Below are 23,902 nucleotides of genomic sequence, written 5' to 3' on the forward strand. Positions count from 1 at the left end.
AGCGGCAGCAGGGGGTGGGGGTTGGTTCGTTTGGCGACTGCCAATTTACCCATTTCCCTGACTGTCAACTCGCTCTTTCCCCTGAGTCCGCGAAGAACCTTTTTTATTGCCCCGCCTCCGTAGGGGTGGGCTTCAGCCCACCATGTGGAATTGAGCTGGATCGGTGGGCTGAAGCCCACCCTACAGCCTCTACAGGACGTTGGGTTCGATCTCCAGTTCAACCCCGAAGCGCGCGGTGATATCGGCCTGGATACGCCGGGCCAGGGCCAGCAACTGCTGGCCGGTGGCCTTGCCGTAATTGACCAGCACCAGCGCCTGGAGGCGATGCACGCCGGCATCGCCATCGCGAAAGCCCTTCCACCCTGCCCGCTCGATCAGCCAGCCGGCGGCCAGCTTCACCTGGCCATCGGCCTGGGGATAGGCGACCAGATCGGCATGCTGCCGGCGCAGGTCGTCCGCCACCTCGGCGGAGACCAACGGGTTCTTGAAGAAGCTGCCGGCGTTGCCCAGCTCGGCGGGATCGGGCAGCTTCTCGCTGCGGATCGCACAGATCGCCCGGCTGACGTCCAGTGGCGTCGGCCGCTCGATACCGAACTCGGCCAGGCGCTGGCGTACCGGGCCGTAGTCCAGATGCAGCTCGGCATTGCGGGACAGGCTGAAACGCACGCGCAGGATCAGCCAACGGCCGGGTTGCTGCTTGAACAGGCTATCGCGGTAGCTGAAGCGGCAGTCCTCCCCGGTGAACTCGCGCAGCTCACCGCTCCGGCGATCCAGCGCGGCCAGGCCGGCGAACACATCCTTCAGCTCCACGCCGTAGGCGCCGATGTTCTGCATCGGCGCGGCGCCGACGGTGCCCGGGATCAGGCTCAGATTCTCCAGGCCACCCAGCCCCCGTTCCAGACTCCACAGCACGAAGGGATGCCAGGGCTCGCCGGCTTCGGCCTCGACCAGCACCCGCTCGCCGTCGTCGGCGAGAATGCGCAGGCCACGGCTGGCCATGCGCAGCACCAGGGAATCGACATCGCCGGTGAGCAGCAGGTTGCTGCCGCCGCCGATCACCAGCAACGGCAAGTCCCGCTCTCCGGCATAGGCCAGGGCCTCGCACACTTCCCGGTCGTCATGGGCCTCGACGAACTCGCGGGCGAACACCTCGACGCCGAAGCTGTTGTAGGGCCTGAGAGAAACCTTCTGGCGGATCGGCAGGCTCATAGACGCTGCCGCACTTCGGCGAGCAGCGCCTCGCTGGCCTGCTCGATCAGGTCGAGGACCTGCTCGAAGCCATCGACGCCGCCGTAATAGGGATCAGGCACCTCGTCGAGGGCCAGTCGATAGCGGCGCAGGAACAGATCCAGCTCGGCGCCATCGTTCGGTTGCAGCGCCTGCAACCGCGCCAGGTTGTCATGGTCCATGGCCAGGATCAGGTCGAAACGCCGGAAGTCCGCGGCCACCACCTGGCGCGCGCGCAGGTCGGACAGATCGTAGCCGCGCTGCGCCGCCGCACTCTGCGAGCGGCCATCCGGGGCCTTGCCCACGTGCCAGTCGCCGGTACCGGCGGAGTCCACCTGCACCCGACCGAGCAGGCCGGCCTGCTCCAGTTTGTGACGGAACACGCCTTCGGCGGTGGGCGAACGGCAGATGTTGCCCATGCAGACGAACAGGATATTCATCAGGCCCCCAGCAGGTGGCGGACGCGCTCAAGGTCTTCCGCCGTGTCGACTCCGGTCGGTGGCGCTTCCAGGGCGTCGGCGACATGGATGCGCATTCCGTGCCAGAGCGCGCGCAACTGTTCCAGGCTTTCGCAGCCCTCCAGCCAGCACGGGCCCCAGGCGACGAAGTCGTGAAGGAACTGCGCGCGGTAGGCATAAATGCCGATGTGCCGGCGATAAGGCACGCCGGCCGGCAGTCGTTCCCGGCTGGCGGCGAAGGCGTCGCGCGCCCAGGGCAAGGGGGCGCGGCTGAAGGTCAGCGCCAGGCCGTTGCAGTCGCTGGAGACCTTGACCACGTTGGGATTGAACAACGCCGCCACATCCTCGATGGGCTCGGCCAGGGTGGCGATCGCCGCCTCCGGGTGGGTCGCCAGGTTGGCCGCCACCTGATCGATGATCGAGGGAGGGATCAGCGGCTCGTCGCCCTGTACGTTGACCACGATGGCATCGCCCGGCAGCCCCAGTTGGCCAGCCACTTCGGCCAGGCGGTCGGTGCCGGAGCTGTGATCCTCGCGGGTCAGCAGCACCTCGGCGCCGAAAGCCCGGCAGGCTTCGACGATACGCGCGTCATCGGTGGCGATCACCACGCGTTCGGCGTGGCTCTTGCGCGCCTGCTCCCAGACGTGCTGGACCATCGGCTTGCCGGCGATGTCCTGCAGCGGCTTGCCGGGCAGGCGGGTGGAAGCGTAGCGGGCGGGAATGACGACGGTGAACGCCTGACTCATTTCTCCAGCCGCTCTTCTGCGGTAAGGGTACGAGCCTCGCTCTCCAGCATCACCGGGATGCCGTCGCGAACCGGGAACGCCAGGCCGGCGCCCTTGCTGATCAGTTCGGTCTTGTCTTCGCTGAGCTTGAGCGGACCCTTGGTGATCGGGCAAGCGAGGATATCAAGCAGTTTCGGATCCATCGGAACATCCTTTGAGGTCGGGGCGCCCGGGCAACAGGCGCGCCAGTTGCGCATCGAACCAGGCGACGAAGGCCGGCGAAGGGGTGGCGTCGACCGCCAGGTACCACCAGCCCGGCGCGGCGAATGCCCGGCACTTCACGGCATCCTTCTCGGTCATCAGCAACGGCAAGTCGGGACTGAACGCCAACTGCCGCGGGCTGTACTGCGCATGGTCGGGAAAGGGGTGCGGCACAGGCCGCCAGTTTAGCGCTTCGAGCGTATCGAAGAAACGCTGCGGATTGCCGATACCGGCCACTGCATGAACCTGCTGGCCGGCGGGAAAGTGACTCAAGGACGCGCGCTGCCCGCTGGCCAGATTGACCAGGGCGCCGGGTTGCAGGCGAAAGGCGAAACCATCGCCGCCATCCTCCCTGGCGCCATTGAACAGCAGCGCATCGACACTGGACAGCCGCTCGACCGGTTCGCGCAGCGGCCCGGCGGGCAGGCAACGGCGATTGCCCAGGCCACGCGCGGCATCCACCAGCACCAGTTCCAGATCACGGGCCAGGCGGTAGTGTTGCAAGCCATCGTCGCAGAGGATCAGGTCGAGCGGTTCGGCATCGAGCAAGGCGCGTACCGCGCGGGAGCGATCGGGATCGATCATCAGCGGCACGCCGGTACGCTGCACGATCAGCAGCGGCTCGTCACCGGCAACCGCCGCCTCCTGCCCCGCCTCGACCCGCCAGGGCAGTTGCGGTGGCTGGGCGCCGTAGCCACGGCTGACCACCCCGGCCCGGAGACCGCGCTGGCGGCAATGTTCGATCAGCCAGAGGATCAGCGGCGTCTTGCCGGTACCGCCGACCGTGATGTTGCCGACCACCACCACCGGCACCGGCGCCCGGTAGATGGCGCCCTCGCCCGCCAGGAAACGCTGGCGCTTGCGCCGTACCACCGCGCGATACAACCACTCCAGCGGACGCAGCAGGTGCAGCGCCGGATGCCCGGCGTACCAGGCCGCGAGCAGGCGGTCGGCAACAGCCATCAGGGCGATGCCTGGGGCTCGACGGTGGTGATGCGCAACTGGCTGAAGCCCAGCTTGCCGGCCGCGTCCATGGCGGTGACCACCGCCTGGTGGGTGGCCTTGCCATCGGCGCTGATGGTCAGCGGGAGGTTGTTATTGCCCTCCGACTCCTTCTGCAACGCGGTCATCAGCGTGGCCAGGTCACTTTTCACCAGCACCTGGCCATTCAGCGAGAAGGTGCCATCGGCGCTGATCGCCACTTCCAGCGGTTTCTGCTCGGAGGCTTCCGGCGGGGTGCCGCTGACCGCCTCGGGCAGTTCGACCTTCATCTGCGACGGCCGGATGAAGGTGGTGGTGACGACGAAGAACAGCAGCAGCACGAAGATCACGTCGATCATCGAGGTCAGGTTGAGGAACACCTCTTCCCGGGCGACATTGCCCGCGCGGCGGCGAAATTTCACGCTTTGGTCACCTCGGCGAAGTCGACTTCACGGTCGCCTTGCACCACTTCCACCAGCTTGATCGCCTCCTGCTCCATGGCCACCACCAACTCGTCGACCCGGCGGATCAGGAAACGGTGGAAGAACACCGCCGGAATCGCGACGACCAGGCCCGCGGCCGTGGTGATCAGGGCCTTGCCGATCCCGCTGGCGAGTATCACCGGGTTGGCCATGCCGCCTTCCATGAAGCCGCTGAAGATCTCGATCATGCCGAGGATGGTGCCGAGCAGGCCGAGCAGTGGCGCCACCGCGGCGATGGTGCCGAGGGCGCTGAGATAGCGCTCCAGTTCGTGGATGACATGGCTGGCGGCCTCCTCGATGCACTCCTTCATGACCTCCCGGCCATGCTTGGAGTTGGCCAGGCCGGCGGCCAGGACCTCGCCGAGCGGCGACGAGGCGCGGATTTCCTTGAGTTTCTGGGCGTTGAGCCTCTTGTCCTTGATCAGGCGCCAGACCTGGCCGAGCAGGTGCGGTGGCGAGACCCGGTTGACCCGCAAGGTCCACAGCCGCTCGACGATGATGCCCATGGCGGCGATGGAGCAGAGAATGATCGGCAGCATCAACCAGCCGCCCGCTTTAATCAGTTCCCACACGGCATTGATTCCCCTCGGAAAAGTGGCGCCACTCTAGCATAGGGAGAGGGGCTCGCCGACCGCCGCCGTTCTCATTTTTCCCTCCAGAATCGACGATCTCCGCGCAGTTCGGATATCTCGCCATGGGCGCCCAGTTCGAGGCGCAACGCGCCGCCGTCGACCGTGTCGCGCACGTCGATGCCGAAGGCCCGGAAGCGCGTCAGCACGAGTGGATGGGGATGGCCGAAAGCATTGTGCGCCCCGCGCGAAATCAGCACCACCCGCGGCCTGACGGCCTTGAGGAAGACCGCCGACGAGGAGCTGCGGCTGCCGTGATGCGGCGCCAGCAACCACTCGGCGCGCAGGTCGTGACCGGCATCCACCAGGGCCCGCTCGGCCCTGGCGTCGATGTCGCCGGTGAGCAGCAAGCGCTCGCCGTTCGCCTCCACCAGCAGCACGCAACTGGCCGGGTTGCCCGACACGGCCTCACGCCAGCGCCAGGTGATGAAGCGCACGCCATCCCAGGTCCATTCGGCGCCATCCACGCAGGGACCGGCGTGCAAGTCGGCCGGCAGCGATTCGGGCTCGCCGCTGAGCACACGTTCGACCGACAAGGCCCGTCCGATAGCAACGGCGCCGCCGGCATGGTCCGCGTCGGCATGGCTGATCAGCATGAGATCCAGCCGCCCGACCGCCAGGGCCTTCAGCGAAGGCGCCACCACTCGCTCGCCGATATCGAACTCGCCGAAGCGCGGCCCGGTGTCGTAGAGCAGCGCGTGTTCCCGGGTTCGCACCAGCACCGCCAGGCCCTGCCCCACATCCAGCACCCAGACTTCGGCACGGCCCGGCGGCGGTAGATCGACCGGCGGCGCCAGCATCGGCACCAGCAACGCCGCGCCCAGGGCACGCATCGGCACACCGGCGGGCAGGAGCAGCAACAACGCTCCGATAGCACCGAGCAGCCAGACCCACCAGGGCATCGCCGGCGCCGACCAGGCCGGCAGCCAGGCGGCTATCCGGGCGAGCACCTGGAACAGCAGTTCGAGCAGGCCGCCGGCCAGCCACAGCAGCCCATCGCCCAGGCCGAACAACGGCAGCAACAGGGTGCCGAGCAACGCCAACGGCACCACCAGAAAGCCCACCCAGGGCACCGCGATCAGGTTGGCCAGCGGCCCGCTGACACTGACCGGCAGCCCCAGCGCCAGCAATGCGGGCAACAGGCCGATGGCCATGGTCCACTGCGCCCTGCCCCAGCTACGCCACCAGCTCCACGGCCCCAGGCGGCCGGCGAATACCAGGGCTAGCACCGCCACGGCGGCGAACGACAGCCAGAAGCCGGCCTGCAGACTGGCCAGCGGCTCCACCAGCAACACGGCGTTCAGCGCCAGCAACCAGGGCAACCACACGCCGAGATGACGAAAGCGCAGGCGCCAGAGCAGCACCATGCCGACCATCACACAGGCCCGGCGCACGGGCACTTCGAAACCGGCCAGCAGCCCATAGCCGAGCGCCGCCGCGAAGGCCAGCGCGCAGGCCCAGGGCAGCCAGGGCCAGCGTCGCGGCCACCAGCCAAGGCGCGCCAGTCCGGCGATCAGGCCGTAGACCAGGGCCGACATCAAGGCCACGTGCTGGCCGGAAATCACCATCAGGTGCACCGTGCCGGTGTCCTGCAGAAGGCGCCAGTCGGCCACCGACAGTCCCGAGTCGTCTCCCAGCACCAGCGCCGCCAGGCCACCCTCGCGACCGAAGGCGTCGACCTCCAGCAAGCGCAGGCGCAAGACATCCCGCCAGGCGGACGGCCCCCGCGCCGGACCGAGGCGCTCGCCATGCTTGACCGTGCCGGTGGCACCGATGCGCTGGGCCAGCAGCCAGGCTTCGTAATCGAACGACTGCGGGTTGACCAGGCCATGTCCACGCTTGAGCTTGACCGCCAGCCTCCAGCGCTCGCCGGCCTGAACCTCCGGACCGCCGTACCAGGCCAGGCGCAGGCGCTGTGGTAGCTCGGCGCGCCGCGAACGGGGCTGCTCAAGCTGGAAACGCATCGCTCCGTCGCGCTGCTCGGGCAGCCCGCTGACCCGCCCTTCCAGCCACAACGTCCGGCCGTCCAGCTCTACCGCTAGGCGATCGTCCAGCGCCCACTGCGCGGACGTGCAGGCCCAGCAGAAACCGAACAGGAAGAAAGCCAGCGGATAGCTCCGAAACGGCAGCAACATCAGGCCCACCACCGCGAGAAGCGGCAACAGCCAGCCCGGCGGCAAGGCCGGCAGGAACCGCAGGGCGAGCAAGCCCGCGGCCAGCGCAATCATCCCTGTGCGCATGTGGACTCCGATCAACCTTCCTTGTGTCCGGAAGGGCGCGGCACTTATTTGTTGTCACAAAATGCCGGCTTGATTCCCTCAAGACCCGGGCATAATAGCCCGGTTTCACGCCCTGCCCGAGACAGCTTCATGCCGCGACGCCTTTTCAAGCGCTACATGCCCAACCCACAAAGCATTCGCGAGCACAAGTCGCTGCGCTTTCTCGGCACCCTGATGCATGACCCCAACCTCTGGCACCTCAACCGCCACTCGGTGGCGCGCGCCATGGCAGTGGGCCTGTTCGCCGCCTTCATTCCGCTGCCGCTGCAGATGCTGCTGGCCGCCAGCCTCGCGGTGATGGTGCGCGGCAACCTGCCGATCGCCGTCGGGCTGGTCTGGCTGACCAACCCGATCACCATGCCGCCGGTGTTCTACTGCACCTACAAGGTCGGCACCTGGGTCCTGCAGGTCCCCGCCGGGCAGATCAGCGAGCACGTCTGGCCGAGGGTCAGCCGCGTCCTCGAGGAACCGTCCTGGGATCTGATCCGGGTGATGTGGGAACCGATCCTGCTGCCCTTCCTGGTCGGCTCGGTGGTCTGCGGCATCCTCGCCGGCATCCTCGGCTACGTACTGACCATGCTCTACTGGCGCTGGTGGGTACAGCGGAGCTGGAGCAAACGCCAGGCCGCGCGACAGCAACGTCCGGAATGATCGGTGCGGCCTGGCCGCGAACATTCGTCGCGCCAGGCCGTTCGTCCCTCACTCGTAGCGCAAGGCTTCCGCCGGCTGCACCTGGGCCGCGCGCCAGGAAGGATAGAGGGTGGCGAGGAAGCTCAGGCCGAGCGCCGCCGCGCAGATCAGCAGCACATCGAACCCTTGCAGGTCGGACGGCAGGTTGCTGATGAAGTACACGTCCGAGCTGAAGATGTGCTGGCCGCTGATGCGCTCCAGCCAGCCGACCAGTTGGCTGACGTTGAGCGCGGCGATCACTCCGAGCACAGCACCGACGGTGGTGCCGATCACCCCGATGATCGAGCCCTGGACCACGAAGGTGGCCATGATCTGCCCCGGCGTGGCGCCCAGGGTACGCAGGATGGCGATGTCGGCGCCCTTGTCGGCAACCACCATGATCAGCGTGGCGATGATGTTGAACGCCGCCACCGCGACGATCAGCAGCAACAGCAGGCCGATCATGGTCTTTTCCATCTTCATTGCACTGAACAGGCTGCCCTGGGTGAGGGTCCAGTCGCTGGCCCGGTAACCGTCGCCCAGTTGCGCGGCGATGGCCGCCGACACCTGCGGCGCCTTGTACAGGTCTTCGAGCGCCAGGCGCACGCTCTGCACCTGACCCGGTTGCAGGCGCTGGATGCTGCCCGCATCGGCGATGTGGATCAGCGCCAGGTTGCCATCCAGCTCGGCGCCGACCTTGAACACCGCGACCACCGTCAGCCGCTGCATGCGCGGGGTGATGCCGCCCGGCACCGAGCTGGGCTCGGGAACGATCAGGGTCAGCTTGTCGCCGACGTTGAGGCGGAAGCGTCGCGCGGTGATCTCACCGAGCACCACGCCGAACTCGTCGGGCTTCAGGCCTTCCAGGCTGCCCTGGACGATATGCCGGCCGATGATCGACACCTTGTCCTCTTCGGCCGGATCGATGCCGTTGACCTGGATCGACTGCATCGCCCCCTTGTAGGACAGCATGCCGTCCAGCTCGCTGAACGGCGCCGCCGCCAGCACCTGCGGATTACGCTGCGCCGCCTCGGCCACCGCGCGCCAGTCGTCCAGCGGCTGAGCGTTGCCGATGGTGGCGTGCGGCACCATGCCGAGGATGCGCGAGCTCATTTCCTTCTGGAAGCCGTTCATCACCGACAGCACCACGATCATCGCCAGCACGCCGAGGGCCAGGCCGATCATCGAGGTCAGCGAGATGAACGAGATGAAATGGTTGCGCCGCTTGGCCCGCGTGTAGCGGCTGCCGATGAAGATGGAAAGAGGACGGAACATCAGGCGGCCACCAGCTTGCCGTCTTCCAGGCGCAGGATGCGGTCCATCTGCCCCGCCAGTACGGGATCGTGGGTGACCACCAGGAAGGCGGTGTCCGAGGCGCTGCTCAGCTCGCGCATCAGCTCCTGGATGCCCAGCGCGGTATGGTGGTCGAGGTTGCCGGTGGGCTCGTCGAGCAGCACCAGGCCGGGACGGTTGACCAGCGCCCGGGCGATGGCCACGCGCTGGCGCTCGCCGCCGGACAGCTCGGCCGGCTTGTGCTCCAGGCGATGGCCGAGGCCGACCCGCTGCAACAGCGCGGCGGCACGTTCGCGCGCCTCGGGGATCGGCGTCTTGCCGATCAGCAGCGGCATGCACACGTTCTCCAGCGCGGTGAATTCCGGCAACAGGTGGTGGAACTGGTAGACGAAGCCGAGCTGCTGGTTGCGCAGCAGGCCACGGGCCTTCTCGCTGAGCGCCGACAGTTGCTGGCCGGCCAGCCAGACGCTGCCCTCGCTCGGCGTATCGAGGCCGCCGAGCATGTTCAGCAAGGTGCTCTTGCCCGAGCCGGAGCTGCCGACGATGGCCACCCGCTCGCCGGCTTGCAACTCCAGGTCGAGGCCGGACAGCACCGTCACCGATTGAGGACCCTCGTCGTAGCTCTTGCCCAGGTTGCGGCAGCTCAGGACGACTTGCTTACTCATAACGTAACGCCTCCGCGGGCTGGGTGCGCGCGGCACGCCAGGCCGGATAGAGAGTGGCGAAGAAACTCAGGATCAATGCCGCGCCGCAGACCAGCACCACGTCTTCGCTGCGCAGTTGCGACGGCAGGTAATCGATGAAGTAGACGTCGGCATTCAGGAACTTGATGCCCAGCAGCCGTTCCAGGCCGGCGATCCAGCTACTGATGTTGAGCGCGGAGAGGATGCCCAGCACACCGCCGATCAGGGTGCCGACCACGCCGATCACCGTGCCCTGGACCATGAAGATGCGCATGACCTGCGCGGGCGACGAGCCCAGCGTGCGCAGGATGGCGATATCGCCCTTCTTGTCGGTGACCACCATGACCAGGGTGGAAATGATGTTGAACGCCGCCACCGCGACGATCAGCAGCAGCAGCAGGCCGATCATGGTCTTCTCCATGCGGATCGCCTGGTACAGGTTGCCGTGCGAACGGGTCCAGTCGCGGGCGTAGAAGTCCTGGCCATCGAGGCGCTGGGCGATGTCCCAGGCGATGCGCGGGGCCTGGAACAGGTCGTCGAACTTGAGGCGCAGCCCCTGCACCTGGTCGGGCTTCCAGCGCTGCAGGCGGGCGATGTCGTGCAGGTTGGCCATGGCCACGTGGCCGTCGATCTCGCCAGCGCCGACGTGGAAGATGCCGACCACGGTGAAACGCTTCAGGCGCGGGAAGATTCCCGCCGGCGTCACCGCCACCTCGGGAGCGACGAAAGTGACCTTGTCACCAATACCGACGCCAAGCCTGGTCGCCGCCTTGTCGCCGACGACGATACCGAACTCGCCAGCCTCGAGCGCCTCCAGGCTTCCCTCGCGGAAGAAATCACCGATGATCGACACCTTGCTCTCTTCCCGCGGGTCGACGGCGTTGATCAGGATCTTCTGCACCTGGCCCTGGTTGGTCAGCAGGCCCTGGGTCTGGGTGAAAGGCGCCACCGCCACGACCTGCGGCTGTTGCTGCACCTGGGCCGCGATCACACGCCAGTCGTCGATCGGCGTCGGCGATTCGACGGTGGCGTGGGGCACCATGCCGAGCACACGGGTGCGCATTTCATGGTCGAAGCCGTTCATCACCGACAACACCACGATCATCACTAGCACGCCGAGGGCGAGCCCGATCATCGAAGTCAGGGAAATGAAGGAAACGAAATGATTGCGGCGTTTGGCGCGCGTGTAGCGGGCGCCGATGAATACGGACAGCGGTCTGAACATAAAGGAATTCGATTCGCCGGCGAAAGAAGGAACGTCCATGTGGCAGGGCCTGACGGCCGGCCCTAAACTCTGACCACCATCGCTGCCATGGGTTCGCCATGTCGACACAAGACGAAGATGATCGCCGCGAATACTACCGTATCGAGGATACGATCGCACTGGAATTCACCCTGCTGAGCGGTGCCGAGGCCTCCGCCCGGGAAGAGCTGCACGACGACTCGCCGCTGTTCAACCTGCTCAGCGAACTGCACACACTGGACTACGAGTCCCAGCACCTGCTGCGGCACATCAGCGAACGCGACCGCACCCTGGCCAACTACCTGAAGGTCATCAACAAGCGTACCGACCTGCTCGCCCAGGCACTGGCCCAGGGCGTGCTGGGCGAGATCGGCACGCCACGGCGGGTGACCCTGTCCGAAGGCGGGCTGAACTTCGACGACCCGCAACCGGTGGCGATCGGCAGCCACCTGGCGTTGAAGATCGTGCTGATGCCCCAGGCCCTCGGCCTGCTGCTGCGCGCCGTTGTGATCCACTGCCAGCCGCAGGACGGCGGCGGCTATAACATCGGTACCGAATTCGAGGCCCTGAGCGACGCGCAACGCCAACTGCTGGCCCGATATATCCTGCAGAAACAGGCGCTCGAGCGTCGCCAGGCTCGCCAGCAACCCTGATTGGAGCCCCCGGCCATGCCGCCACGCGCCCTACTGCTATTCGCCCTCCTCGCCCCGACATCCCTGTGGGCGGACACCCTGACCATTCCCGTCGGCCAGCAGGGCGCGGCGCATATCCCGCTGCCCGTCCGCGGCGATAGCCAGCAGGCCGTGCTCGAACGCTTCGGCCTGGCCGACCAGGAGCACCGCCCGGTGGGCCAACCGCCGATCACCCGCTGGGATTATCGTGATTTCAGCGTCTATTTCGAGAGCGGCCGGGTGATCAACAGCGTCATCCACCACCAGCCGCGCAACCCCGTTTCCATTCCGACCAAGGAGTCTCCGTGACGCAAATCTACGGCCATCGCGGCGCCAAGGGCGAAGCCCCGGAAAACACCCTGGCCAGCTTCCGGCAATGCCTCGAACACGGTGTGCAACGCTGCGAGCTGGATCTGCACCTGTCCCTGGACGGCGAGCTGATGGTGATCCACGACCCGACCCTGAAACGTACCACCGGGCTGCGCGGCAAGGTCGCCGAACACGCCGCCGCCGAACTGGTGAAATATGACGCCCGCCAAGGCTGGCCCGGCTGGCCGCAGCCCTGCCCCATCCCGCGACTGGCCGAGCTGTTCGAGAAATGCCCGTTCGAGCACTGGCAACTCGAAGTGAAGAGCGCCTCGCGCGACCGAGCCGCGCGCACCGTGCTGGCGATCCAGGAACTGGCCAACGAATACGGGCTGACCGACAAGATCACCGTCACCTCCAGCTCACGGGAGGTGCTGCGCGCGCTCAACCACCTGACCCCGCAACTGGCGCGCGGCCTGGTGGCCGAATACGCCTGGCTCGATCCCATCAAGGTCGCGCAGAGCTACGGCTGCCACCTGCTGGCGCTGAACTGGACGCTGTGCACCCCGGAACGCCTGCTCAAGGCGCAGAAACAGGGTCTGCACGTCTCGGTGTGGACGGTCAACGAACCGGCGCTGATGCGCCGGCTCGCCGACTTCGGCGTGGACAGCCTGATTACCGACTTCCCCGGACTGGCGGTGGCCACGCTCAAGCGTTGAGCCGCATAGCCGGGTGGCGGCGCACCCTACGGAGACCAGCGAGGATGATTACGTAGGGTGCGCCGCGCGCAGGGAGCCACCCAGGCATATCCGGCGAATCATCGCACGATATGCGTCCGGCCTCCCCCTCATCCTTGAGAAGAGAACGCATCGCGCCTGGCTCAAAGGCTCTCCCGGTTCGGCCAGCGCCACACCCGGGAATTGCCGAAGAAGTCCTCTCCGACCGGCTCAGGCCACCGGTCGGAGCCGTTCAAAAAAGCCGGTTGAGCCCATCGAACGCCGCTACCCGGTATGCTTCGGCCATGGTCGGGTAGTTGAAGGTGGTGTTGACGAAATACTTGAGGGTATTCGCCTCGCCCTTCTGGTTCATGATCGCCTGGCCGATGTGGACGATCTCCGAGGCCTGGTAGCCGAAGCAGTGCACGCCCAGCACTTCCAGGGTCTCGCGGTGGAAGAGGATCTTCAGCATGCCCACCGGCTCGTTGGAAATCTGCGCGCGTGCCATGCCCTTGAAGAACGCCTTGCCCACTTCGTAGGGAATCCTGGCCTTGGTCAGTTCCTGCTCGTTCTTGCCGATCGAGCTGATCTCCGGAATGGTGTAGATGCCGGTCGGCACGTCGTCGACGAAGCGCCAGCTATCCTGCTCGGCGATGTTGCCGGCGGCCGAGCGGCCCTGGTCGTAGGCGGCGCTGGCCAGGCTCGGCCAGCCGATCACGTCGCCAGCGGCGTAGATGTTCGACACCGAGGTGCGATAGTGCTGGTCCACCTCGATCTGGCCACGGCTGTTGACCTTGATGCCGATGTTCTCCAGGCCCAGCTTGTCGGTGTTGCCGGTACGGCCGTTGCACCACAGCAGGGCATCGGCCTTGATCTTCTTGCCGGACTTGAGATGCAGGACCACCCCGTTGTCGGTGCCCTCGATGCGCTCGTACTCCTCGTTGTGGCGAATCAGCACGTTCTGGTTGCGCAGGTGGTAGCTGAGCGCGTCGGAGATTTCGTCGTCGAGGAAGCTGAGCAACTGGTCGCGGTTGTTGATCAGGTCGACCAGCACGCCGAGGCCGCTGAAGATCGAGGCGTACTCGCTGCCGATCACCCCGGCGCCGTAGATGATCAGGCGGCGCGGCGTGTGGGTAAGACTGAGGATGGTGTCGCTGTCGTAGACCCGCGGGTGGTTGAAGTCGACATCCGCCGGGCGATAGGGGCGCGAGCCGGTGGCGATGACCACCTGCTTGGTCACCAGCTTTTCCACCACGCCGTTGTTGCAGACCACCTCGACGGTCTGCTCGTCGGCGAAGCTGGCGGTGCCGAAGAACACATCGATGCGGTTGTGCGCGTAGTAGCCGGTGCGCGAACTGACCTGCTTGGCGATCACCTTCTCGGCGCTTTTCAGCACATCGGGGAAGGAGAACCAGCGGGGTTCGCCGATCTGGCGGAACAGCGGGTTGGTGTTGTACTGCATGATCTGCCGCACCGAGTGGCGCAGCGCCTTGGAGGGGATGGTGCCGAGGTGCGTGCAATTGCCGCCGACCTCGCGGCGGTTGTCCACCACCGCCACCTTCAGGCCGCTCTTCGAGGCGTTCATCGCCGCGCCTTCCCCCGCCGGGCCCGAGCCGAGCACCACCACGTCGTAGTTGTAGACAGCCATGCTTACTCCTTAGAACAGACCGCAGCCGCAGCCACGGTAACGCCGCGGCGCCCGCCACGGCCGAAAACATCGTTGGCGCCCAATCCACGCAGCTTAGCCAGGGCACCAGGCGCTGCACATTAGCGCTTGGTCGCGGGGTAGGCGAGTTTTGTCGTCACTACAAGGTCTCGCAGGAGCTCCGTGCAACCCATCGGCTCCGGTTGCGATGGGTTGTCACCCATCCTACCTGTTACTCCAGATCGCGAAATGCGCGGCTCTCCTCGACCAGGAAACCCTCCGCCTTGCGGCGCACGAACAGCGCGGCGATCCCCTGCTCTTCCGCAAAGGCCAAGCCACGCTGCGGACCGAACACCATCAGCAGGGTCGAAAGACCATCGGCACGCAGCGCGGAACGGTCGACCACCGTCACCGAGGCCAGGTCATGACGGACCGGCGTACCGCTGGCCGGGTCGAAGGTATGCGAATAGCGCAGCCCATCGACCTCGAAATAGTTGCGGTAGTCGCCCGAGGTCGACACACCGTAGCCGTCCAGCGCCAGTATCCGCTGCGCCTCCCGACGATCGTCGCGCGGCGCCTCGATGGCCACCCGCCAGGGCGAGCCATCCGGCTTGCGGCCGCGCACCTTGAGCTCGCCGGTGACGTCCAGCAGATAGCTGCGCAGGCCCAGTTCCTCCAGCCGCGCGGCAATCCGGTCCACCGTATGGCCGGCGGCGATGCTGTCGAAGTCCAGTTGCACGGCGGCATCCTTGCACAGTCGATCGCCGTCGATACGCAGATGCCGGTGACCGACCCGCGCACGCACCTCGGCGATCTCCTCCGCGCTCGGCACCCGCTCGCCGCGCGATTGCGGACCGAAGCCCCAGAGATCGAGCAAGGGCTCGACGGTCAGGTCGAAGGCACCGCCGCTCTGCTCGGACAACCGCGCGCCGAAGCTCACCAGTTCCAGCACCGGCGCCGGCATCGGCTGGCAGCTCCCGGCCGGCGCGGCATTGAAACGGGAGACCAGCGAATCGCTGCGATAGGTGGACATCTGCTCATCCACCTCGGCGAGGATCGCCTCGACCTCCGCCTGCAACCGCGCGCGATCCGGTCCGCCGGGCTCGGCCAGGTACTTGATCGCGTAGCGACTGCCCATGGTCGGCCCGCCGAACTCCTCGACCCGAGGCCCGCAACCGGCCAGGACGATGGGCAGCAGCAGCACGATGACGACACGCAAGATCATTCGGAACCCGCTCCACAATGCAAAACGGGAGCCGAAGCTCCCGTTTTGTCATGCCGCGATCAGCGCGGGAAAGCCGGCGGGTTGACCCCGGCCATGTCTTCCATCACGCGAACCACCTGGCAGCTATAACCGAACTCGTTGTCGTACCAGACGTAGAGAACGACACGGTTGTCGTTGCAGATGGTCGCCTCGGCATCCACCACGCCGGCGTGGCGCGAGCCGACGAAGTCGGTCGATACCACTTCCTGCGAGGCGACGTAGTCGATCTGCTTGTGCAGATCCGAGTGCATCGCGGTCTGGCGCAGGAACTCGTTGATCTCGTCGCGGGTGGTGGCCTTCTCGAGGTTCAGGTTGAGGATGGCCATGGACACGTTCGGCGTCGGCACGCGGATGGCGTTGCCGGTCAGCTTGCCCTTGAGCACCGGCAGGGCCTTGGCGGCGGCGGTGGCGGCACCGGTCTCGGTGATCACCATGTTCAGCGGAGCGCTGCGGCCGCGGCGGCTGCCCTTGTGGAAGTTGTCGATCAGGTTCTGGTCGTTGGTGTACGAGTGAACGGTCTCGACGTGGCCGTTGGCGATGCCGTACTGGTCATTCACCGCCTTGAGCACCGGCACGATGGCGTTGGTGGTGCAGGACGCGGCGGAGATGATCTTGTCGTCGGCGGTGATGTCGCCATGGTTGATGCCGTGGACGATGTTCTTCAGCGCGCCCTTGCCCGGTGCGGTGAGGATCACGCGGTCGATGCCCGGGCACTGGAGGTGCTGGCCGAGGCCGTCGGCGTCGCGCCACTTGCCGGTGTTGTCGACCAGCAGGGCGTTCTTGATGCCGTACTGGGTGTAGTCGATCGAAGCCGGATCGTTGGAATAGATCACCTGGATCAGGTTGCCGTTGGCGGTCAGGGTGTTGTTGGCTTCGTCGATGGTGATGGTGCCGTCGAACGGGCCGTGCACCGAGTCGCGGCGCAGCAGGCTGGCGCGCTTGACCAGGTCGTTCTCGGCGCCCTTGCGGACGACGATGGCACGCAGGCGCAGGCCGTCGCCGCCACCGGTCTTCTCGATCAGGATGCGCGCCAGCAGGCGGCCGATGCGACCGAAGCCGTAGAGCACCACGTCGGTGCCTTCGCGCTTGTTGCCGTTCTGCTTGCCAACGATGTCGGCCAGTTCGTCCTTGGTGAACTGCTCGAGGCTGCGGCCGTCACCTTCGGCCTTGAACTTGGCGACCATCTTGCCCAGGTCGACCGAGGCGGCGCCCAGCTTGAGCTCGCTCATGGTCTTGAGGATGGTGAAGGTGTCATGCACCGCCAGTTCGTCGTCGCCCAGGCGATGGCGGGCGAAACGATGGGCTTTCAGGATGGCGATCACCGAGCGGTTGATCAGGCCACGGCCGTAGATCGAGGTCACCACGTTGTTGTTGCGGTAGAGCTGGCCAATCAACGGAATCATCGCTTCCGCGAGGGCTTCACGATCGATCCACTCACCGAGACACTGGTCGGGCTTCTGGGTCACGGGCAGTACCTTCCACATGTAGGGGCTGAAAAAAGGGGCTACATTATGCCGGCCCACCGATACGGCGGCAATTGGCTGCGGCCCTGAGACTGACAGCAGGTCGTCCGGATAGTTACAATCCGCCGGTCCATTTTCCGACCGGAGCCACGCATCCCGTGCCCGTACTGCGTCTTCCCTCTTTGCCGGCCAGTGCCGGCAAGCAGCACTGGGGCAACCTGCCCGGTGCCGCGCAATCCCTCGCCATCGCCGAGGCCGCCAGCGCCGCCAAGCGCTTCACCCTGCTGCTCACCGCGGACAGCCAGAACGCCGAGCGCCTCGAACAGGAACTGCGCTTCTTCGCCCCCGACCTGCCGGTGCTGCATTTCCCGGACTGGGAAACCCTGCCCTACGACCTGTTCTCGCCGCACCAGGACATCATTTCCCAGCGTGTCGCCAGCCTCTACCGCCTGCCGCAACTGAGCCACGGCGTGCTGGTGGTGCCGATCACCACCGCCCTGCACCGACTGGCGCCGACCCGCTTCCTGCTCGGTTCCAGCCTGGTGCTGGACGTCGGCCAGAAACTCGACGTCGACGAAATGCGCCTGCGCCTGGAAGCGGCCGGCTACCGCTGCGTGGACACCGTCTACGAACACGGCGAGTTCGCCGTGCGCGGCGCGCTGATCGACCTGTTCCCGATGGGCAGCGAGACGCCCTTCCGCATCGACCTGTTCGACGACGAGATCGAGACGCTGCGCACCTTCGACCCGGAAACCCAGCGCTCGATCGACAAGGTGGAGTCGATCCGCCTGCTGCCGGCCCGCGAGTTCCCGCTGGACAAGAAGGCGGTCACCGATTTCCGGGGCCGCTTCCGCGAGCGTTTCGACGTCGACTTCCGGCGCTGTCCGATCTACCAGGACCTGGCCAGCGGCATCACCCCGGCCGGCATCGAGTACTACCTGCCGCTGTTCTTCGAGGAAACCGCCACCCTGTTCGACTACCTGCCGCAGGACACCCAGGTGTTCTCGCTGCCGGGCATCGAGCAGGCCGCCGAGCATTTCTGGACGGACGCGCGCAACCGCTACGAGGACCGCCGGGTCGATCCCGAACGTCCGCTGCTGCCGCCGTCCGACATCTTCCTGCCGGTGGAGGACTGCTTCTCCCGCCTGAAAAACTGGCCTCGCGTGGTGGTCGCCCAGGAAGACGTCGAGCCCGGCGTCGGCCGCGAGCGCTTCACCGCCCGCGCCCTGCCCGACCTGGCGATCCAGGCCAAGGCCAGCGAGCCGCTGGCGGCCTTGCGGCGGTTCATCGAGGAGTTCCCCGGCAAGGTGCTGTTCAGCGCCGAATCCGCCGGCCGCCGCGAAGTGCTGCTGGAACTGCTCGCCCGCCTCAAGCTGAAGCCGCGCGAAGTCACCGGCTGGCCGGAGTTCGTCGAAGGCGACGAACGCCTGGCGATCTGCATCGCGCCGCTGGACGAGGGCCTGCTGCTCGACGACCTGGCGCTGGTGGCGGAAAGCCCGCTGTTCGGCCAGCGCGTCATGCAGCGCCGCCGCCGCGAGAAGGGTCGCGACGCCGGCGACAACGTCATCAAGAACCTCGCCGAACTGCGCGAGGGCTCGCCGGTGGTGCACATCGACCATGGCGTCGGCCGCTACCTGGGCCTGATCACCCTGGAGATCGACGGCCAGGCCGCCGAGTTCCTCGCCCTGCAGTACGCCGACGAAGCCAAGCTCTACGTGCCGGTCGCCAGCCTGCACCTGATCGCCCGCTACACCGGCAGCGACGACGCCCTGGCGCCACTGCACCGGCTCGGCTCCGAACAGTGGCAGAAGGCCAAGCGCAAGGCCGCCGAGCAGGTTCGCGACGTCGCCGCCGAACTGCTCGACATCTACGCCCGCCGCGCCGCCCGCGAGGGCTTCGCCTTCAACGATCCGAAGGTCGACTACGAAACCTTCAGCGCCGGCTTCCCGTTCGAGGAAACCCCGGACCAGCAGTCCGCCATCGACGCGGTACGCAACGACATGCTGGCCGGCAAGCCGATGGACCGCCTGGTGTGCGGCGACGTCGGCTTCGGCAAGACCGAGGTGGCCATGCGCGCGGCCTTCATCGCCGTGCACAGCGGCAAGCAGGTCGCCGTGCTGGTGCCCACCACCCTGCTCGCCCAGCAGCACTACAACAGCTTCCGCGATCGCTTCGCCGACTGGCCGGTGCGGGTCGAGGTGATGAGCCGCTTCAAGAGCGCCAAGGAAGTCGACGAAGCGGTGGCCAAGCTGGCCGAAGGCAAGATCGACATCGTCATCGGCACCCACAAGCTGCTGCAGGACGACGTCAAGTTCCAGAACCTCGGCCTGGTGATCATCGACGAGGAGCACCGCTTCGGGGTGCGCCAGAAGGAACAGCTCAAGGCCCTGCGCAGCGAGGTGGACATCCTCACCCTCACCGCGACGCCGATCCCGCGCACGCTGAACATGGCGGTGGCGGGCATGCGCGACCTGTCGATCATCGCCACCCCGCCGGCTCGGCGGCTGTCGGTGCGTACCTTCGTGATGGAGTCCAACAAGCCGACCGTCAAGGAAGCGCTGCTGCGCGAGCTGCTGCGCGGCGGCCAGGTCTACTACCTGCACAACGACGTGAAGACCATCGAGAAGTGCGCCGCCGACCTCGCCGAACTGGTGCCGGAAGCGCGCATCGGCATCGGCCACGGGCAGATGCGCGAACGCGATCTCGAACAGGTGATGAGCGACTTCTACCACAAGCGCTTCAACGTGCTGGTGGCCTCGACCATCATCGAGACCGGCATCGACGTGCCCAGCGCCAACACCATCCTCATCGACCGCGCCGACAAGTTCGGCCTGGCCCAGTTGCACCAGTTGCGCGGCCGGGTCGGGCGCAGCCACCACCAGGCCTACGCCTACCTGCTCACCCCGCCGCGCAAGCAGATGACCGACGACGCGCAGAAGCGCCTGGAAGCCATCGCCAACGCCCAGGACCTCGGTGCCGGCTTCGTGCTGGCCACCCATGACCTGGAGATCCGCGGCGCCGGCGAACTGCTCGGCGAAGGCCAGAGCGGACAGATCCAGGCGGTAGGCTTCACTCTCTACATGGAAATGCTCGAGCGCGCGGTCAAGGCCATCCAGAAAGGCGAGCAGCCGAACCTCGAACAGCCGCTGGGCGGCGGCCCGGAGATCAACCTGCGCGTGCCGGCGCTGATTCCCGAGGACTACCTGCCCGACGTGCATGCCCGGCTGATCCTCTACAAGCGCATCGCCAACGCCGCCGACGAGGAGGCGCTGAAGGAGCTGCAGGTGGAAATGATCGACCGCTTCGGCCTGCTGCCGGAGCCGACCAGGAACCTGATGCGCCTGACCCTGCTCAAGTTGCAGGCGGACAAGCTCGGCATCGACAAGGTGGACGCCGGCCCGCAAGGTGGGCGCATCGAGTTCGCCGCCAACACCAGCGTCGATCCGCTGACCCTGATCAAGCTGATCCAGGGCCAGCCGAAGCGCTACAAGTTCGAAGGCGCCACCACCTTCAAATTCCAGGTGCCGATGGAACGCCCGGAAGAACGCTTCAATAATCTCGAGGCACTGTTCGAACGCCTCGTACCGCAATCCGCTTAAAGGACCGATCCACATGCGCATCTTCCGCCACCTGGCCCTGTTGCTCGCCCTGTTCGCCCCACTGGCCCTGGCCGACGGCCAATACCAGGTCGAACTGATCATCTTCCGCCAGGCCGGCGACCCGGTTCCCGCCAGCCAACCGGCACCGGACGACTGGGCCTCCGGCGCGCAGTCGATCGCCGGCAGCGAACGTGCCACCGCGCTGGACGGCGCGGCCGCCAAGCTCAACCCGAACAATGGCTACCAGGTGCTGCTGCACAAGGCCTGGACGCAGAACCTCTCCAGCGTGCCGAGCAAGGTGGCGGTCAGCACCGGCGACCAGCAGTTCGGTCATTTCCCGGTGGAAGGCACGGTCAGCCTGTCCCAGGAGCGCGTCGCCGAAGCCAACCTCGACTTCTGGATCAACCGCTTCGACGCCGATGGACTGCTCACCAGCAGTGAGCGCCTGAAACAGAGCGCACGACTGAAGAACGGCGAGCTGAACTACCTCGACCACTCCAACCTCGGTGTGCTGATCAAGATCGTGCCGATGTAATGAACGATTTGCCGGCATTCGTCGCGCGGCTGCACGAACTACCCTGGCGCGACGCCTTCGACGACGGCACCCTGCGCCGCGGCGAAGGCTATGCCCGCGAGGGCCGCTCGCGCTTCGTGGAAGTCCGCGACGAGCAACTGATCTTCAGTTGCCAGGGTTCCGGCAACCACACCTACCAGCAGCGCATCCGCCTGGGCCGCCGCGGCGAACCGGTGATCGGATTCTGCACCTGCCCGGTCGGCTACAACTGCAAGCACGTGGTGGCCGCCTTGCTGGAAGCACAGCAATTCCCGCCATCCTCCGTCGCGCCGGCGCAACCCCGAACCCCGGAGCGCCGCATCGACGACCTGCAACCGCAACCGGTGCTCAGCCTGGGCACCCTCCTCTACACCCAGTACGACCCGCGCAACCGGCGCATGCAGCGCGGCCAGCAGCATCGCGCCGGGCTGGCATTCGACTATGCCGGCATCCGCGTGCACGGCAAGGCGTCCCCGGACGCCGCGATCCGCAGTGTGGAAAACGGCGAAACGCTGCGTATCGCCCGTCAGCCACAGGCCGAGCAGGCGCTGCGCAAGACCCTGCAACAGCTCGGCTTCAGCGTCGCCCTGCGGCAGAGCCAGGCGCTGCCGCAGGACTCGGCGGAAATGTTCGAGTTGCCCAGCGAGGACGCCTGGCTGCATTTCGTCCAGCAGCAACTGCCGGAACTGCGCGAACGCGGCTGGCGGATCGAGATCAGGCCGGGCTTCGTCTTCGACCTCACCCCGGTGGACAGTTGGTACGCCGATCTCGACGAGTCCCCCGAACGCGACTGGTTCGACCTGGAACTGGGCATCGTCGTCGACGGCCAGCGGGTCAGCCTGCTGCCGGTGCTCCTGCGCCTGATCCGCAACAGCCCGGAACTGCTCAGTCCGAACAACCTGGCGCGGCGCGGCGACACGGAAATGCTCCGCCTGCAACTCGACGCCCAGCGCTCCAGCGACGGCCAGCCAATGCAGGTGCTGCTGCCCTTCGGCCGCCTCAAACCGGTGCTCGCCACCCTCGGCGAACTCTACCTGCGCGACCAGCCGGCCGGCGCCAGCCTGCGTCTCTCCGCCCCGGACGCCGCGCGACTGAACAGCCTGGAAGGACTGGAACTGGACTGGCGAGGCGGCGAACGCCTGCGCGAATTCGCCCGCAAGCTGCGAGCCGGCGCGCGCACCCTGGCCAGCGCGCCCCTCGGGCTGAACGCCGAACTGCGCCCCTACCAGCTTGAAGGCCTGAGCTGGATGCAGACCCTGCGCGAGCTGGAGGCTGGCGGCGTGCTCGGTGACGACATGGGCCTGGGCAAGACCCTCCAGAGCCTCGCCCACCTGCTCGCCGAGAAGCGTGCCGGCCGCCTGGACCGCCCGGCCCTGGTGGTGATGCCCACCAGCCTGATCCCCAACTGGCAGGACGAAGCGGCACGCTTCGCGCCCGAACTGCGCGTGCTCGCCCTGCACGGCCCGCAACGTCGCAAGGATTTCGCACGCCTGGCCGACCACGATCTTCTGCTGACCACCTATGCGCTGCTTCCGCGCGATATCGAGCATCTCAGGCAACAGCCGCTGCACGTGCTGATCCTCGACGAGGCACAGCACATCAAGAACCCGACCAGCAAGGCCGCCCAGGCCGCCCGCCTGCTCGACGCCCGCCAGCGCCTGTGCTTGACCGGTACGCCACTGGAAAACCACCTGGGCGAGCTGTGGTCGCTGTTCCATTTCCTGATGCCCGGCTGGCTCGGCGACGCCAAGCAGTTCAACCGCGACTACCGCACTCCCATCGAGAAGCGCGGCGACCCGGTCAGCCTCGCCCACCTCAACGCGCGCCTCAAGCCTTTCCTGCTGCGCCGCAAGAAGGAGGACGTAGCCAAGGAGCTGCCGGCCAAGAGCGAGATCGTCCACTGGGTGGAACTCAACGATGCCCAGCGCGACCTCTACGAAACCGTGCGCCTGGCCATGGACCGCAAGGTGCGCGAGGAAATCGAACGCAAGGGCCTGGCGCGCAGCCAGATCATCATCCTCGAAGCCCTGCTGAAACTGCGCCAGGTCTGCTGCGACCTGCGCCTGGTGCAGCACGATACGCCGCAGCGCAAGGGCGCCAGCCATTCGAGCAAGCTGGACAGTCTGCTGGAGATGCTCGACGAACTGCTCGCCGAAGGCCGTCGCGTGCTGCTGTTCTCACAGTTCACCTCGATGCTCGCGCTGATCGAGGAAGAATTGCAGCGCCGCCATCTGCCCTACGTGCAGATCACCGGCGCGACCCGCGACCGCCGCACACCGGTCAAGCGCTTCCAGGACGGCGAGGTGCCGCTGTTCCTGATCAGCCTCAAGGCCGGCGGCACCGGCCTCAACCTGACCGCCGCCGACACCGTGATCCACTACGATCCCTGGTGGAACCCGGCGGCGGAAAACCAGGCCACCGACCGCGCCTACCGCATCGGCCAGGACAAGCCGGTGTTCGTCTACAAACTGATCGCCCGTGGCACCGTGGAAGAAAAGATCCAGCAGCTACAGCAACAGAAAGCCGCCCTCGCCGCCGGCGTACTGGAAGGCAACGAGAAGGCCGACTGGCGCCTTCAGCCGGAAGATATCGACGCGCTGTTCGCCCCGCTGCCAGGTCGCAGCTAACCCGTAAGGCGAGCTTCAAGATAGGTATCCCATCCTGCGGTTCTGGTCGAATCGCGGGGTGGGTTGAAAGCGTGATCCCCACCCCAGCCCTCTCCCGGAGGGAGAGGGGGCAGGCCGTGCAGGCAGGA

At 66.6% G+C, this 23,902-nt stretch carries 21 protein-coding genes; 7 read left to right on the forward strand and 14 right to left on the reverse strand.

Features of this window, described 5'->3' with window-relative positions:
• Positions 1-189: 189 nt before the first annotated feature.
• The 8 genes from murB to PSEWESI4_RS15565 all read right to left on the reverse strand — a co-directional run bounded on the left by murB (position 190) and on the right by PSEWESI4_RS15565 (position 7,003).
• The gene (gene murB, locus PSEWESI4_RS15530; RefSeq protein WP_187672124.1) at positions 190-1,209 is read right to left on the reverse strand and encodes a UDP-N-acetylmuramate dehydrogenase; all 1,020 of its coding nucleotides are present in this window, start codon (positions 1,207-1,209) and stop codon (positions 190-192) included.
• Positions 1,206-1,667 (reverse strand): low molecular weight protein-tyrosine-phosphatase, encoded by a 462-nt coding sequence (locus PSEWESI4_RS15535; RefSeq protein ID WP_187672125.1) that lies wholly within the window; start codon positions 1,665-1,667, stop codon positions 1,206-1,208. The genes murB and PSEWESI4_RS15535 overlap by 4 nt, the downstream gene beginning before the upstream one ends.
• Entirely contained in the window at positions 1,667-2,431 is a 765-nt protein-coding gene (gene kdsB / locus PSEWESI4_RS15540) for a 3-deoxy-manno-octulosonate cytidylyltransferase (RefSeq protein ID WP_187672126.1), read from the reverse strand. Before kdsB ends, PSEWESI4_RS15535 begins: the two co-directional genes overlap by 1 nt.
• Positions 2,428-2,613, reverse strand: a complete 186-nt coding sequence (locus PSEWESI4_RS15545; RefSeq protein ID WP_187672127.1) for a Trm112 family protein — start codon at positions 2,611-2,613, stop codon at positions 2,428-2,430. The genes kdsB and PSEWESI4_RS15545 overlap by 4 nt, the downstream gene beginning before the upstream one ends.
• Positions 2,594-3,634: a tetraacyldisaccharide 4'-kinase gene (gene lpxK / locus PSEWESI4_RS15550; RefSeq protein ID WP_187672128.1), complete on the reverse strand. Its 1,041-nt coding sequence runs from the start codon at positions 3,632-3,634 to the stop codon at positions 2,594-2,596. The genes PSEWESI4_RS15545 and lpxK overlap by 20 nt, the downstream gene beginning before the upstream one ends.
• Positions 3,634-4,074, reverse strand: coding sequence for an ExbD/TolR family protein (locus PSEWESI4_RS15555; RefSeq protein ID WP_187672129.1), 441 nt, complete (start codon positions 4,072-4,074; stop codon positions 3,634-3,636). The genes lpxK and PSEWESI4_RS15555 overlap by 1 nt, the downstream gene beginning before the upstream one ends.
• Entirely contained in the window at positions 4,071-4,706 is a 636-nt protein-coding gene (locus PSEWESI4_RS15560) for a MotA/TolQ/ExbB proton channel family protein (protein WP_187672130.1), read from the reverse strand. Before PSEWESI4_RS15560 ends, PSEWESI4_RS15555 begins: the two co-directional genes overlap by 4 nt.
• A 71-nt stretch (positions 4,707-4,777) precedes the next feature.
• Positions 4,778-7,003 (reverse strand): DNA internalization-related competence protein ComEC/Rec2, encoded by a 2,226-nt coding sequence (locus PSEWESI4_RS15565; RefSeq protein WP_187672131.1) that lies wholly within the window; start codon positions 7,001-7,003, stop codon positions 4,778-4,780.
• 129 nt (positions 7,004-7,132) lie between these two features.
• On the opposite strand from PSEWESI4_RS15565, the gene PSEWESI4_RS15570 reads away from it, so the two are divergent.
• Complete coding sequence (locus PSEWESI4_RS15570) at positions 7,133-7,693, forward strand: DUF2062 domain-containing protein (RefSeq protein ID WP_187672132.1); 561 nt, start codon at positions 7,133-7,135, stop codon at positions 7,691-7,693.
• A gap of 48 nt (positions 7,694-7,741) precedes the next feature.
• On the opposite strand, the gene PSEWESI4_RS15575 is transcribed toward PSEWESI4_RS15570, so the two are convergent.
• From PSEWESI4_RS15575 to PSEWESI4_RS15585, 3 genes are read right to left on the reverse strand one after another with little or no spacing between them, the layout of a single operon-like run.
• On the reverse strand, positions 7,742-8,986 hold the full coding sequence (locus tag PSEWESI4_RS15575) for a lipoprotein-releasing ABC transporter permease subunit (protein WP_187672133.1): 1,245 nt from the start codon (positions 8,984-8,986) through the stop codon (positions 7,742-7,744).
• Positions 8,986-9,669, reverse strand: coding sequence for a lipoprotein-releasing ABC transporter ATP-binding protein LolD (lolD, locus tag PSEWESI4_RS15580; RefSeq protein ID WP_187672134.1), 684 nt, complete (start codon positions 9,667-9,669; stop codon positions 8,986-8,988). Before lolD ends, PSEWESI4_RS15575 begins: the two co-directional genes overlap by 1 nt.
• Positions 9,662-10,912, reverse strand: a complete 1,251-nt coding sequence (locus PSEWESI4_RS15585; RefSeq protein ID WP_187672135.1) for a lipoprotein-releasing ABC transporter permease subunit — start codon at positions 10,910-10,912, stop codon at positions 9,662-9,664. Before PSEWESI4_RS15585 ends, lolD begins: the two co-directional genes overlap by 8 nt.
• A gap of 98 nt (positions 10,913-11,010) precedes the next feature.
• Here PSEWESI4_RS15585 and PSEWESI4_RS15590 point away from each other — a divergent pair, with 98 nt between their 5' ends.
• Genes PSEWESI4_RS15590 through PSEWESI4_RS15600 form a run of 3 tightly spaced genes read left to right on the forward strand, consistent with a single transcriptional unit; the run spans position 11,011 to position 12,626 of the window.
• Positions 11,011-11,583, forward strand: coding sequence for a PilZ domain-containing protein (locus PSEWESI4_RS15590; RefSeq protein WP_187672136.1), 573 nt, complete (start codon positions 11,011-11,013; stop codon positions 11,581-11,583).
• Between the two features lie 15 nt (positions 11,584-11,598).
• Positions 11,599-11,910 carry a phosphodiesterase gene (locus PSEWESI4_RS15595; protein WP_187672137.1) on the forward strand — a complete coding sequence of 104 codons (312 nt, stop codon included), beginning with the start codon at positions 11,599-11,601 and terminating at the stop codon, positions 11,908-11,910.
• On the forward strand, positions 11,907-12,626 hold the full coding sequence (locus PSEWESI4_RS15600; protein WP_187672138.1) for a glycerophosphodiester phosphodiesterase: 720 nt from the start codon (positions 11,907-11,909) through the stop codon (positions 12,624-12,626). Before PSEWESI4_RS15595 ends, PSEWESI4_RS15600 begins: the two co-directional genes overlap by 4 nt.
• 250 nt (positions 12,627-12,876) lie before the next feature.
• Here the strand turns inward: PSEWESI4_RS15600 and sthA are convergent, their stop codons facing one another.
• The 3 genes from sthA to PSEWESI4_RS15615 all read right to left on the reverse strand — a co-directional run bounded on the left by sthA (position 12,877) and on the right by PSEWESI4_RS15615 (position 17,016).
• Positions 12,877-14,271 (reverse strand): Si-specific NAD(P)(+) transhydrogenase, encoded by a 1,395-nt coding sequence (gene sthA / locus PSEWESI4_RS15605; protein ID WP_187672139.1) that lies wholly within the window; start codon positions 14,269-14,271, stop codon positions 12,877-12,879.
• 229 nt (positions 14,272-14,500) lie between these two features.
• Entirely contained in the window at positions 14,501-15,493 is a 993-nt protein-coding gene (locus PSEWESI4_RS15610) for an FAD:protein FMN transferase (protein WP_187672140.1), read from the reverse strand.
• 59 nt (positions 15,494-15,552) lie between these two features.
• On the reverse strand, positions 15,553-17,016 hold the full coding sequence (locus PSEWESI4_RS15615) for a glyceraldehyde-3-phosphate dehydrogenase (RefSeq protein WP_187672141.1): 1,464 nt from the start codon (positions 17,014-17,016) through the stop codon (positions 15,553-15,555).
• Between the two features lie 137 nt (positions 17,017-17,153).
• Between PSEWESI4_RS15615 and mfd the strand changes: the two genes are divergently transcribed.
• Genes mfd through PSEWESI4_RS15630 form a run of 3 tightly spaced genes read left to right on the forward strand, consistent with a single transcriptional unit; the run spans position 17,154 to position 23,774 of the window.
• Positions 17,154-20,594: a transcription-repair coupling factor gene (gene mfd / locus PSEWESI4_RS15620; protein WP_187672142.1), complete on the forward strand. Its 3,441-nt coding sequence runs from the start codon at positions 17,154-17,156 to the stop codon at positions 20,592-20,594.
• Between the two features lie 13 nt (positions 20,595-20,607).
• Positions 20,608-21,129 (forward strand): CsiV family protein, encoded by a 522-nt coding sequence (locus tag PSEWESI4_RS15625; protein ID WP_187672143.1) that lies wholly within the window; start codon positions 20,608-20,610, stop codon positions 21,127-21,129.
• Positions 21,129-23,774, forward strand: coding sequence for a DEAD/DEAH box helicase (locus PSEWESI4_RS15630; RefSeq protein ID WP_187672144.1), 2,646 nt, complete (start codon positions 21,129-21,131; stop codon positions 23,772-23,774). Before PSEWESI4_RS15625 ends, PSEWESI4_RS15630 begins: the two co-directional genes overlap by 1 nt.
• Positions 23,775-23,902 lie beyond the last annotated feature (128 nt).

This window comes from Zestomonas carbonaria (assembly GCF_904061905.1).
GTDB classification, from domain to species: domain Bacteria; phylum Pseudomonadota; class Gammaproteobacteria; order Pseudomonadales; family Pseudomonadaceae; genus Aquipseudomonas; species Aquipseudomonas carbonaria.